Origin of the sequence: Nocardia sp. NPDC127606 (genome assembly GCF_042671725.1) — a bacterium.
Classification (GTDB): Bacteria; Actinomycetota; Actinomycetes; order Mycobacteriales; family Mycobacteriaceae; genus Nocardia.
In genome coordinates this window covers 120769-133607 of record NZ_JBHXWQ010000008.1, presented here as the reverse complement: position 1 = coordinate 133607, position 12839 = coordinate 120769, and the positions used below count along the sequence as shown (strand labels likewise).

General features: G+C 65.0%; 9 protein-coding genes and 1 tRNA gene. 7 read left to right on the top strand and 3 right to left on the bottom strand.

The genetic code is table 11. The features are described from left to right. Positions 1 to 36: 36 nt before the first annotated feature. Positions 37 to 900, bottom strand: a complete 864-nt coding sequence (locus tag ACFVJ5_RS28715) for an SDR family NAD(P)-dependent oxidoreductase (RefSeq protein WP_379224798.1) — start codon at positions 898 to 900, stop codon at positions 37 to 39. A 147-nt stretch (positions 901 to 1047) separates the two neighbouring features. Beyond that, positions 1048 to 2067 (bottom strand): AraC family transcriptional regulator, encoded by a 1020-nt coding sequence (locus tag ACFVJ5_RS28710; RefSeq protein ID WP_379224796.1) that lies wholly within the window; start codon positions 2065 to 2067, stop codon positions 1048 to 1050. Between the two features lie 71 nt (positions 2068 to 2138). On the opposite strand from ACFVJ5_RS28710, the gene ACFVJ5_RS28705 reads away from it, so the two are divergent. Both ACFVJ5_RS28705 and ACFVJ5_RS28700 read left to right on the top strand, forming a co-directional pair. Beyond that, the gene (locus ACFVJ5_RS28705; protein ID WP_379224794.1) at positions 2139 to 3674 is read left to right on the top strand and encodes a flavin-containing monooxygenase; all 1536 of its coding nucleotides are present in this window, start codon (positions 2139 to 2141) and stop codon (positions 3672 to 3674) included. Positions 3675 to 3825: 151 nt separating this feature from the next. Beyond that, on the top strand, positions 3826 to 5241 hold the full coding sequence (locus ACFVJ5_RS28700) for a serine hydrolase domain-containing protein (protein WP_379224792.1): 1416 nt from the start codon (positions 3826 to 3828) through the stop codon (positions 5239 to 5241). Between the two features lie 170 nt (positions 5242 to 5411). Here ACFVJ5_RS28700 and ACFVJ5_RS28695 read toward each other — a convergent pair. After that, a tRNA-Asn gene (locus ACFVJ5_RS28695) sits at positions 5412 to 5484 on the bottom strand. 210 nt (positions 5485 to 5694) lie between these two features. On the opposite strand from ACFVJ5_RS28695, the gene ACFVJ5_RS28690 reads away from it, so the two are divergent. The 5 genes from ACFVJ5_RS28690 (at position 5695) to ACFVJ5_RS28670 (ending at position 12838) form a co-directional block, all read left to right on the top strand. Beyond that, complete coding sequence (locus tag ACFVJ5_RS28690) at positions 5695 to 5940, top strand: hypothetical protein (protein WP_056821808.1); 246 nt, start codon at positions 5695 to 5697, stop codon at positions 5938 to 5940. Between the two features lie 133 nt (positions 5941 to 6073). After that, on the top strand, positions 6074 to 6229 hold the full coding sequence (locus tag ACFVJ5_RS28685; RefSeq protein ID WP_379224790.1) for a hypothetical protein: 156 nt from the start codon (positions 6074 to 6076) through the stop codon (positions 6227 to 6229). Between the two features lie 204 nt (positions 6230 to 6433). Then, positions 6434 to 7453 carry a trypsin-like serine peptidase gene (locus ACFVJ5_RS28680; protein WP_379224788.1) on the top strand — a complete coding sequence of 340 codons (1020 nt, stop codon included), beginning with the start codon at positions 6434 to 6436 and terminating at the stop codon, positions 7451 to 7453. A 13-nt stretch (positions 7454 to 7466) separates the two neighbouring features. Continuing rightward, entirely contained in the window at positions 7467 to 8621 is a 1155-nt protein-coding gene (locus ACFVJ5_RS28675) for a S8 family serine peptidase (RefSeq protein WP_379224786.1), read from the top strand. A 5-nt stretch (positions 8622 to 8626) separates the two neighbouring features. Then, positions 8627 to 12838, top strand: coding sequence for a TIR domain-containing protein (locus ACFVJ5_RS28670; RefSeq protein WP_379224784.1), 4212 nt, complete (start codon positions 8627 to 8629; stop codon positions 12836 to 12838). The last annotated feature ends 1 nt before the right edge of the window (position 12839 follow it).

The window sequence follows — 12839 nt, the reverse complement described above, 5'->3', positions numbered from 1 at the left end:
TGGATTCCCCGTTCCGGTAAAGTTCGGCGAGCCACCTCATCGCAGAGCCGCCGCTCGGCGTTTGCGCGTACCACGGGGACTCAGTCGCTGCATCACCGTCAGGTATGAGGTCGGAAATAGGCGGGCTATCAGATCGGCCGTGACGGCGGACGATGCAATCAATACGCGTGGTTTCCGGCGGGCGATGCCGTCGAGGATCTGCTCAGCAGCCTTGTCTGCGGGATAGGTGAGGAGTTTGGCGAATGCCGCTTTGCCCGCTCGTGTCTGTTCTTCGGAAGCCGAGTCGGCGATCCGGACGCTCTCCGCGATCCTGGTGCGGATCCCGCCGGGATGCACAGTGGTGACTCCGACTCCTTGGTCGGCGAGTTCGTGGCGCAGTGCTTCACTGAAGCCACGCAGCGCGAATTTGCTGGCGGCGTAAGCGGTTTGGCCGGGCGGTGCGATGAGGCCGAACAGGCTCGAAACATTGACGATGTGGCTTCCCTGTGTGGCGAGCAAGGTCGGGAGCAGCAAGCGTGTCAAGGCGACCGGGGCGTGGAAGTTGATGTCTTGAACCCACTGGAATTCCTCAGCCGTGAGGTCTCGGAAATTTCCGCCCAGGGCGACACCGGCATTGTTGATCAACAGTGTGATGCTCGGATGCCGGGCGAGGATCGCCGAGGTCTTTGCCTCCAGGCTGTCGAGGTCGGCGAGGTCCACGACATAGGTATCCACCGCTAGGTCGGGGCGGGCCAACCGCACCACTTCGGCGACTGTAGCCAGGCGGTCGGCGTCCCTATCGACCAGCACCAGGTTGCAGCCGCGTGCAGCCAGCCCATATGCCATCTGCTCGCCCATACCGCTCGCAGCACCGGTGAGTAACGCAGTGGCCCCCGTAAACCTGTAAGAGGACAGTGACATCGGATCTCCTTCAACAGTGGCGCGACAATTGGCTCGACCGCCAGTCTGTTGGGCAACATCCGTGCGAACTTGATGTGAGACGACAACAATTTCACTTTGCGCGACACCGGGCTGGGTTCTGATCAGCAGCCCGATAGTTTCACCCGGTTACGGTGCCGCAGCACCGCCGCGGCGGATTGCGCGCGGCGTGGCACCCCACCAGCGTCTGCAGCATCGGGTCAGGGTGGATTGTTCGCTCAACCCGACCAGCGCCGCGATCTGACTCATCGGCATGTCGGTGGTGGTCAGGTAGCGGTGGGTTTGGTTGCGACGAACCTCGTCGAGAATGGCGGCAAACGACGTGCCCTCAGCCGCGAGGCGGCGTTGCAGCGTGCGGGGATGCACGGCGAGAAGCCTGGCGACGACACCGATCTCCGCAGGTGCGGTGCCCAGCGACTGTTGCAATGCCGCGTGCACCTGAGTCCCGGTCGGCAGCGCGGGGTGCGACGGCGCCTGTTCCGCCAGGAAGGTCATTGCCAACCGCATCAGACTCTCGTCCGCACCAGAGAGGGGAAGGGTTGTGATGCTGCGCGGTACCCGCAAATTCGCGGCCGGACGCGCAACGCGCACCGGCGCTCCGAAGAACCGCTCGTAAAGGGCTATCGGGGCGACGGGTCGATACGGCAGATCCACCGACCGCAGACCGTACCGGCCGCCGACCAGCAGCTCGATGGTTCGGTGGAGGAAGCCGAGTCCAAGATCCACGCCTTGCACGGAGATGACCCGTCCGCCGGCCGAGACCCCGTATCTCAGGGCGAGTACACCGCGCGCCCCGTCCGGGTCGTCCTCCATCGCGATGCTCATTCCCTGGGCATGCAGAAACAGGTATCGAGAAGCGCATTCGAGCGCATCAGCGACGGTGGGGGCGTTGCGGATCGCCAAAGACAGCGGTCCCAGCATTCCCAGGTCCTGGCGGCCGGCAACCCGCAATCCCAGATCTGGACAGTCCAGCAGGCGTGCTGCCGACTCGAGTATCCGGGCGGCCACGAGATCGGAGATGAGAATGTCGTCGCTGTCGAGTGCGACCGGCGGTAGCCCTGCCCGCTCGGCCAGCTCGTCGGCGTTGCCGCCGAGCTCGGCTACGGTGGCACGGAACCCGCGCAGCGCTGCGGAACGAATCATCGGCATGTCGCCCAGTATCAAATTTTTGTCGTCTCAGATCAAGAACTGCGAGCAGTGAACGGCAAATACTGGTTGCTATGACAGACGACCCGCGTTCCGCCACCAGCTCCGAGCATGTCGATGTGGTGATCGTCGGCGCAGGCTTGTCCGGTGTGGGTGCCGCATACCGGCTGCAAACCGAGTGCCCGACCAAGTCCTATGCCGTGCTCGAGGCCCGTAGCGCGCTGGGCGGAACGTGGGATCTGTTTCGATACCCCGGGATTCGCTCCGATTCGGACATGTTCACCCTCGGATACCCGTTCCGGCCCTGGCGCGAGGCCAAGTCCATCGCTGACGGCCCCGATATCCTGCGCTACATCGAGCAAACCGCGACCGAGTTCGGCATCGACCGACACGTCCGCTACAACACAAAGGTCGTCGCCGCGGACTACTCCACCGCCGATGCCCTATGGACATTGACCGTCGAACGGCGCAGCGAGGACGGAACAACAACCACCTCTGCGCTGACCTGTACCTTCCTGTACTCGTGTGCGGGCTACTACGACTACGACCGAGGCCACGCCCCGCAATTTCCGGATAGCGATTCCTTCACCGGCACGATCGTGCACCCCCAGTTCTGGCCCGAGCACCTCGACTACACCGGCAAGCGGGTAGTCGTAATCGGCAGCGGCGCGACCGCCGTGACCCTCGTGCCATCCATGGCGACAGACGCCGCCCATGTGACGATGCTGCAGCGCTCACCGACCTGGATCAGCGCCGTCCCCAGCCGGGACAAAATCGCTGATCGACTGCGCGCCATGTTGCCCGCCGGTATGGCGCATCGCATCATCCGTACCAAGAACATCCTTTTCAGCACCGCCTTCTATCAGTACTGCCGTCGGCGGCCCGAGGGCGCACGCGAACTGCTCATCAAGATGAACACCCGCATTCTCGGCGATGCGCAGCTGGTCGAGGACCACTTCACTCCCAGCTATAACCCGTGGGACCAACGGCTTTGCGCCATCCCGAGCGCAGACCTGTTCAAAACTATCAAGAGCGGAGCGGCCGAGGTCGTCACCGACCACATCGATGCTTTCGTTCCCGAAGGTATCCGCCTTCGATCCGGCCGTGTGCTCGAAGCCGATATCGTGATCACCGCAACAGGTCTGCAGCTCAAGGCATTCGGCGGAGTCAAGCTGAAAGTAGACGGCCGAGCTGTTGACCTCCAGTCACAATTTGTATGGCAGGGTGCGATGATCAGCGCAGTGCCGAACTTCGCCATGTGCATCGGCTACACCAACGCCTCGTGGACCCTGCGCGGCGACCTCACCTCGCGCTTGGTCTGCAAGGTCCTCAACCACATGGACCGGCACGAACTGGCCGCCATCGCACCCAAGGCAGATCCTGGCCTTCATGAGCGCCCACTGCTCGATTTGGCGGCAGGCTACGTCCAACGCTCGATCAACGAGTTCCCCCGCCAGGGCGACCGGCGGCCGTGGAAAGTCCGACAGAACTACATCCTCGACTGGCTGACCACGATGCGCACCGATCTCACCGCGACGCTCGACGCGACACCTCGTGTCGCAATCCGCAACGCACACACCTCGGCCCACGAGGTCGCCTCTTCCGCCTGATTTCCATCGGCACGAAGAAGCTGAGCTGACCGCTGACCGGGGGATGTCCCGGTCAGCGATTATGCGTCCCGAATTCCCCCATCACCCACACCGATCGTGGTAGGCCTATATCGATACGTAAATAAATCGCAGTACAACGAGGTGGTGCGAGATGGATTTACGGTGCCGATCGAGGTTTCGCCAGGTCGCGATCACCTTGCTGAGCATTGTCACGCTGTTCGCGGGATTCGGAATGATCAGCACCCCACCAGCTAGCGCTGAGCCTCGAATATGCGCCCTGCCGGAAGGGGATGCCGCCGCCGAGTCCACCGCACCCGCGGATGTCGATATCGACCAGCGAGCAATGGACGAGGCGATCGCGTTCGCGTCGTCGCGAATGCGGACCAACATCCAGATCTTCCGCAACAACTGTCTCGTAGGTACCGGACCGCTGAACTCTGCTACCGGCAATGTCGCATGGCACCTGTGGAGTTCGACCAAAGCGGTGACAGCCTTGGTCGTCGGTGTCGCCGTCACACAGGGCCTGCTACGCCTGGACGCACCGATCGGTGACTACCTACCAGAAGGCGAAGGAGACGCCGCGCATCGCGCGATCACCATCCGCGACTTGTTGACGCAATCATCGGGTTTGAAGCAGTCACTTTTCGCCGAGGCTTTCACCGGACTGGTTCCCGATCTGAACACCGCCCAACAAGCTTTAGCCTTGCCGGTTGAGCACCCTCCGGGCACATTTTTCGAGTACTCCCAGCGCGGACCCGACCTCCTTGTCTACGTTGTGCAGCACGCGATCGGACGAGATTTTCAGGGGTTCGCACAGCAGTACCTGTTCGACCCGCTGGGCATCGATGCCGAGGACTACTACTGGAAGCGCGACCGTGCGGGCAATACCTACGGGTTCGCGTATCTGTTCCTGCCGCCGAACGACTTCTCCCGGATCGGGTTGCTTCTACTCAACAACGGTGAGTGGAACGGGAAGCGAGTTATCGACGCGGCCTACATGGACCAATACCGGCAGCCGTCGAAGTCCAACGCCTGCTACGGCTTCCTTGTCTGGCTCAATCAAACTCCTTGTACGGGCGTCACATTGCCGTCGCGAAAGACGATCGATGTTGCGGCGTTCGACCCGATGCCGCCCGATACCTATGCAACCGTGGGTTTCTTGCACCAAACAAATTTCGTTGTGCCGAGTCTGAACTTGCTGATCACCTGGAACGGTGTCCTCGGCGATATATCACCCGACCCGGGCACGCTGCTTTCCGTCAACACCAACAGTGAACTCTACCGGGAGTTCCTTCGGCTCTTTGCCCGCGCGATCACCGACGTCGACCTGCCCGACCCGGGCCCCTACGTCCCCAGTATGAACCTCGAACTCGACCCGCTCGGTGTCTTCGATCCCAATGTCCTGCTGGCATCGTTCGGCGTAGGACCATATGCCCCGGCCGGATGCACGCTGCTCTCATGTGGCGGCGTACCGCTGACACCGCCCTTCGACAGCCCAGAACCGGCATGTCAAAGTGGAGTTTTCTGTCTGCCTGTGTCCGGGGCGCCCAAACGCGAGGGACAGTAGACGACCAAATGCGAGAGACCACAGCCTTGGTCGGGTACGCGCACACTGAGCCATTGCCAGGGCTCACCAACTTGGAGTAGCTGAAACGCTGAAAGTGTGACGTTTCCGTGTCTTGATGACCCCGAAAGCAGAAAACCAGGGTCAAACGATGACGTTTGCCCTGGTAGATGCTCCCCCATCTGGACTCGAACCAGAAACCTGCCGATTAACAGTCGGCTGCTCTGCCAATTGAGCTATAGGGGATTGCCCTGGGTGGTTAGACTCAGGCGGTCTGCCTTGGCGGGCTGACCGAGATGAAACTTTAGCGCATCGTGTCGCGGGAACCCAAATCGGGGCGCTACCTGCGGACATGCGGCGTATAACGATGTGCTGTCGAACGGTGGCCGGATCGACAGGGGTGGGGCGGCTGGGGCAGGATGGACCCGCACACAGACGTGGGAGGAGCTCCAGGAGATGCTGCGGTTGATCATCGGCGTGGCGGCCGGTTATGTGCTGGGCACCAAGGCCGGTCGGGCACGCTACGAACAGATCACTGCGGCCTCGCGAGCGGTCGCGGGTAGTCCGGTGACGAGGAAGCTGGTGTCGGTGAGCCGGCAGAAGCTGTCGGACAAGTTGAGCACGCAGCCGAAGCTCGAGCCGATGGAGCCGATCGACGAGCGCACCACGGTGCTGATTCCGCACAACCAGCTGCGTCGCTGAGCTGAGTTCACTCGCGGTGTAGGGTCCGCTCGTTCTGTCGGCGCGCGCGGACGAGCGTCCAACCGTCGAATCATCCTGACGCGCAGGCTCGGCGAAACTCCATCTCAGTCACACCGATATACGGGGGACCTTCATGACCGATCAGCACCTGAACGCTGCCGGCGCCGCACCGGTGTCGTTGTTCAGCGCCCAGAATCACGGCGACACCAGTGCGGAGTCCGCCGAGCCGGTCCCCGGCAACCATCTGCCGACCTTCCTGGCCGCCGTCGAAGACCCGGACCAGAGCTAGCAGTGCCCGGCCTCGCCGCTTGCGTTGGTCGACGGCGAGAAAGCTCCTCGACGGATCGGGGCACGTAGTACCTCTGCGGAAATTGGGGTAGCCGGGTACTCGTGTGGGTTCGGACACATCCTCGTACGTTCAGATCAGCCTGAAAATCTGCGGCTGACGTCGGCGTTTGGGACATCTGAGCCGCTCGAGTGTCTAGGAGCACGGATGTCTACCGCAATCACCACGCTGACATCGCCCAAGGGTCAACCGCTGACTCTGATCGGCGACGCCAAGGTCTCACCGAACTCGGTGTACCCCCGCGTCGAACCGCCGGGCGGTGACGAACTCGGGCCTGTCCTCGAGATGTCGGACTACGAACTCGCCGAAGCGCTGCGGCCGGTGATCTTCAACGACGGCAAGGAATACACGGTCGACGCGCCGAACACCTCGTTCGTCGAGCTGCTCCGGGCGGACGGTGAACGCCGCACGTCGTCCTACACCGCGCTGCCGCGATCCCAGTCCGAACAGGTCGATTCCTCGTCGCTTCATGCGTTTTCGGGAATCATCGGCTCGGACAACCGGGTCGTGCGTCGCGACAACACGGTGTATCCGATGAGCACGGTCGCCTACCTCGCCCTCGCGAGCGGGGGATATTCCGGGTCGGGGACGATGATCGGACCGTCCACCGCCCTCACCGCCGCGCACGTCGTGCACAACGGGACGAGCTGGCTCCGACTCCCCTCCGTCGCACCCGGCACCGACCGCGAAGACCCGACGCCGATGCCCTTCGGCAGCCACGGCGGCTACAACGTCACCGTCCCCGGCGGCTGGATCAACAACGCCGGCGGCGACGCGCGGTTCGACTACGCCGTCATCGAATTCTCCGGATACGGCGACTTCCCTGGGCGCGCGTCGGGGTGGAAGGGCCTGTGGGTCGCGCCCGACAACGTCGTGACCGGCAACCGGATGCACCTCTACGGCCATCCGAGCGACAAGTTCCAACCCCAGATCTGGGGCAACGAGGGCAACGGCGTTCTCAACGGTCAGTACATCAACTTCTTCATGGACGCGTGGTACGGCGACAGCGGTTCGGGTCTCTACGTGTACGGCACCGACGGATGGCCCTACGTGGTAGGTGTGCTGCGCGGTGCCGCGGGCGCGATCGGCGACAACAGCAAGCCCAACTTCGGACGGCGGATGACCCGCGACGTCTACGACTTCATCGTCGCGTACTCGGCTCTGTAGGAAAGGAATCATCATGTCCGACACCATCTCTGCCGAATCGGCCGCCGACGTCGCCTACGAATTCGTTGTCCCCGTGGAGAAGCCGTTGCAGACCGACCTGACGGTGATGCCCGAACTGCTCGAGGTCGATCTGCTGGTGCGCGCGGCGGAGGCGCGCACCAAGTTCAACGTCGACGGATCCGGCATGACGGTCGCCGTCCTCGATACCGGGCTCCGCACCACGCATGTCGATTTCGCGGGCCGGGTTCGGGCAGGCCGGAACTTCACGTCCGACAACTTCGGTTCGCCCACCGATCCGAGCGACGGACAGGGTCACGGCACCAACGTCGCGGGGATCATCTGTGCCGGCGGGGTGCACACCGGGATGGCGCCGCGCGCGAATATCGTGCCCGTCAAGGTCCTCGGCAACTCCGGCGGCGGTACCTTCGAGGCGATCCGTGACGCGCTGCACTGGGTGCTGGCCAATCGGGCATCGTTGGGCATCTCCGCGGTGTGTATGTCGCTCGGCGCATCCGACAACAACACCTCGGACGCGGAGTTCGCGGGCGACGGCATCGGCGACGTGATGCGGAAACTCACCGACGCCGGTGTGGCCTGCTGTGTCGCGGCGGGTAACGACTACTTCGCCCACAACAGTGGTCAAGGCATGAGCTATCCGGCGATCTTCCGCCAGACGATCAGTGTCGGCGCGGTGTACGACGCCGACGAGGGCTCGTTCAGCTACGGCTCCGGAGCGACCGCCCTCTCGACGGCTCCGGACCGGATCACGCCGTTCTCGCAGCGCCTGCACTCGAGTGTGGGCGGCGCCTGCGCGACCGACATCTTCGCGCCCGGCGCCCCGACGACGTCGTCGGGAATCCGCAACGACAGCGGCGAGTCGATCCAGCACGGCACCAGTCAGGCCACGCCCGTGGTCGCCGGAGTCGTGTTGCTGATTCAGCAATTCCATCTGCGGGTGGCCGGGACGATGCCGTCGGTCGCCGATGTTCGCAAATGGCTGCTGGCGGGGGCTGTGCCGATCGTGGACGGCGACGACGAAAACGACAACGTCGTCCACACCGGACAGACGTTCGGCCGGATCAGCGCGTTCGGCGCGCTCACCGCCTGCGCGAAGGACGTGGCGAGGTCGGCGCTGGTCGAAGCGGGCATCGACCGTTCGCGGGTGTAGCTGCCATGCACGCCAGGCTGTTCCTCAGCCATTCGAGTCGGGACAGCCGCGAAGCGGTCGCACTGCGGGTATGGCTGATCGAGGCCGAACCCGGTCTGGCAGGCGAGGTTTTCCTCGATCTCGACCCGGACGCCGGGATTCCGGCAGGCGTCCGCTGGAAGGACGCGTTGCGCCGGGCAGGGGACCGCTGCGAGGCGGTCATCTGCCTGCTGTCGGACAACTGGGACAGTTCCCATGAGTGCAAGGTCGAATACCGCCATGCCGAGTCCCTGAACAAGCCGATCTTCACAGTCCGCCTCGAACCGCTGACCGGGCGCGACATGACCAGCGAATGGCAGCGCTGCGACCTGTTCGGGGACGGACCGAAGACCGCGATATCGGTGGACGGGGAAACGGTCGAGTTCCTGACCGAGGGGTTGCAGCGACTACGTCACGGCCTGCGGTCCGCCGGTATCGGCGCCGACACCTTCGGCTGGCCTCCGCCCGGCGACCCGGGACGCGCACCCTACCGAGGATGGGAACCGCTCGAATCTGTCGATGCCGCCGTATATTTCGGCCGCGACGCGCAGATCGGGCGAGCGATGGACACCGTACGTGGCCTGCGTGGCCTCGGTGGCGGCCACCTGTTCGTCGTCCTCGGTCCCTCCGGCGTCGGCAAGTCGTCGTTCGTGCGCGCCGGGTTGCTGCCTCGCCTGGCCCGCGACGATCGTCACTTCCGCACCATGGACATCGTGCGGCCGCACCGCAGGGCGCTCACCGGCGACGCCGGATTCGCGCGGTCGATCCACGCGTTGCGTGTCGGCGTCGGGCTGCGCCGACCCTGTCTCACCGAGATCGAGGACGGCGTCCGCGACATCGAACAGGTGCGGGCCTGGCTGATCGAAGCACAACAGGCCGCGCGGGAGGCCGTCCTGGACTCCGACGACGACCCGGCGCCGACGCTGATTCTGCCGATCGACCAGGCCGAGGAGCTGTTCGGCCCCGAGTCGGGCGAGCAGGCGGGCGTGCTGCTCACGCTCCTCGGTGGACTGCTCGACCGCGAGCGTGGGATCGCGATGATCGCGGTCGCCACCATCCGCTCCGACCGCTACGAACCGCTCCAGACCGCACCCATGCTGGCGTCGGTCGCGGTGCGGCCGTTCGATGATCTGAAACCGATGCCGCAGGCTCAGTTCAAGGAGGTCATCGTCGGGCCCGCGCGGCGAGCGAGGGAAGCCGGCGCGGAGTTGTCCTTCGCCCCGGACCTGGTGGAATGTCTGCTCGACGACTGGTCCCGCGGCGCCGACACCCTGCCGCTGCTCTCGCTCACCCTTGCCCGGCTGTATCGGGACTACGGGGACGGGGAGATCACCCTCGCGCACTACGAATCCCTCGGCGGATTGCGGCGGGTGGTACAGCGGGAGGTCGACGAGCTCCTCGACGCCGATCCCGAGGTCAGGGCCGGGCAGCTGGCGATCCTGCGGCGGGCGTTCGTGCCATGGCTGGCGACGATCAACTCCGGCAACGACCAGCCGATGCGCCGCCCGGCCCGCTGGTTCGATCTGCCGCCGGAGAGTCATCCGCTGCTCGAGGAGTTCGTCGCACGCAGGCTGCTGGTCAAAGACGAGCGAGACGGCGCCGTTGTCGTCGAGGTCGCATTGGAAAGCCTGCTGCGCCAATGGGATACGCTCGCCGACTGGCTGCGGGTGGAGGCTGCCGAGCTCGAGGCCGCCGACAACCTCGAGCGGGCCGCGCAGGCGTGGGAGCAGAACGGGCGGCGCGAGGAATGGTTGCTGTCGGGGTCACGGCTCACCGACGCCGAATCGCTATCCACCGCACCAGGATTCCGCGAGCGGCTCAATCCTGTCCGGGGACTACTGCTGGCCTCACGGCAGGCCGAGGACGAGCGCATCGACGAGGAACGCCGGCACCGGGAGGACGAGTTGCGGGCCGCCAGGGAGCGCCAGCAGGCGGCGGAAACGTTGGCGGCCACGGAGAGCCGGGCGAAGGAGGACGCGCAGCGTAGCGCGAGAGCACTGCATCGGCGGTCGCGGATTCTGCGGGCGGCGCTGGCGGTGACGATGGTGGCCGCGCTGGTCGCGGGTTTTCTGTGGGTACGCGCGGATCGGGCGCAGGAACGAGCCGTCGCCGAGAGCCGTCGCGCGACAGTATTGGCGTTGTCGGCGAATTCGCAGCTCATGCTCTCGGGCAGGTGGCCGGGGAAGAGCGACGACATCCTGGGCATGCAGATGGCTGTCGCCGCGTACCGTCTCGCCGAGGGAGCAGGGCGGGAGTTCGCCCTGCTCAACGCAATCCACCAGCAGGGCAAAATCCGCAAGATCGCCACCATGGACGAGGCCGACGTCTCCAGTGTCACCTATAGCCCGAATGGCGAACAGATCGCTGCCACGCGTGGGAACGCGATCCAGCTTCTCGACGCCGCTACTTGGACCCCGATCGGCGCTCCGCTGTCAGGTCACGCGTCCGAGGTCACTCGCATCGCGTTCAGTCCGGACGGTGCCCGCCTTGTGTCCGCGGGTCGAGATCGAACTGTGCGGCTCTGGGATGTGGAGTCCCAGAAGCAGATCGGGGCCGAAATGCGCGGGCACACCGGATCGGTCGTCGGCGTCGCGTTCAGCCCGGACGGCCGCACCATCGTCTCGGCGAGCTTGGACAAGTCCGTCCGGCTCTGGGATGCCGATACGCACCAGCAGGTCGTCGAGATGACCGGGCACACCATGCCAGTGACCTCGGTGGCGTTCGGTGGGGGTGGGCTGATCGCCTCGGGCGACGTCGGCGGCACCGTCCAGCTGTGGGACGCTCGGTCCGGACGGCCCGCAGGCGATCCGCTCACTGCGCACACCGGCAGCGCGGTGAACAGCCTTGCTTTCGACCGCACCGGTGATCGGCTGGTGGTCGCGGGATTCGATCTCCAGCAATGGGATACCAGGACTCGCCGGCCGATCGGGGAGCCGCTTCGCGGGCACACCGCGGCCGTAGAACAAGTCGTTTACAGCGGTGACAGCACTCAGATCGCTTCGGCGGGCGATGACAAGACGATCCGGCTGTGGGACGCCGCGACGGGTCGGCCCATCGGGGAGCCGTTGGAGGGACACGAGCTGATCGTGTCCAGTGTCGCCCTGCACCCCGACTCGGGTCGAATCCTCTCCGGCAGTATGGATTCCACCGTCCGCGAGTGGGATGTGGACGGCGGGCGAACCATGCGCCACGGCGCGAGGGTGCTGGGCGCGGACGTGAGCCCGGACGGCAGGCATATCGTCTCCGGCGGTGCGGACGGCACCGTTCGGCAGTGGGATACCGGCACCGGTGCGCAGGTCGGACCTCTGATCCACGGCGAAGAGGGCCTTTTCCAGCTCGCGGAGTACACAGCGGAAGGCACTCAGCTCGAGACCGCGGGGTTCAGCCCTGAATCCCTCACCTGGACCGATATTCAGTTCTGGGATGCCGCGTCGGGCGCCGCGGTCGGCCCGCCGATCTCGCTGCCGCCCGAAACGGCTGGGTTCGCCCACGATCCTGGTCGGCACAGGATGGTCATCACCAGCGACGGTAATGCCCAGATTCGCGACATGGCGAGTATGCGGCCGGTCGGACCGGAACTGCGCCACGACGACGGCTTCGTGCAGATGGTCTCGATCGACAACGCCGGACGGCGCATCGCCACCGGCGCCACCGACTACGCGGTGCGGTTGTGGGACGCGGACACCGGCCGACCGGTCGGCGAGCCGATGGTCGGGAACGCGTGGGTCAAGAGCACCAGCTTCAGCCCGGACGGCCGCCTGCTCGCTGTCGGATACGAAGACAAGACGATTCGCATCTGGAACACCGACACCGGCCGGGAAATCGACGCGCCCATGGTGCAGGACGGCCCCGCCACCAGAGTCCAATTCTCGCTGGACGGCCGCACGCTCGCCACCGTCGGCACCGATAATGTGCTGCGGCTGTGGGATGTGGGGACACACCGCCAGATCGGCCCTGCCCTGGTCGGTCACGGCGCTCTCGTCACCGCTGTCGATTTCATGCCCGACGGTTCCGGGGTCATTTCGGCGAGCGTGGACGAGACCATCCGGATGTGGCCCGTGCCGACCGCCTCGCCCGAGGAGCTCTGCGCCAAGATGACCTACAACATGAGCCGGGAGATGTGGCGGACCTGGGTCTCTTCGGAGATCGACTACCTCGAGCTGTGCCCGGGACTCCCGATCGACGGTGAGAAGGAGTAGC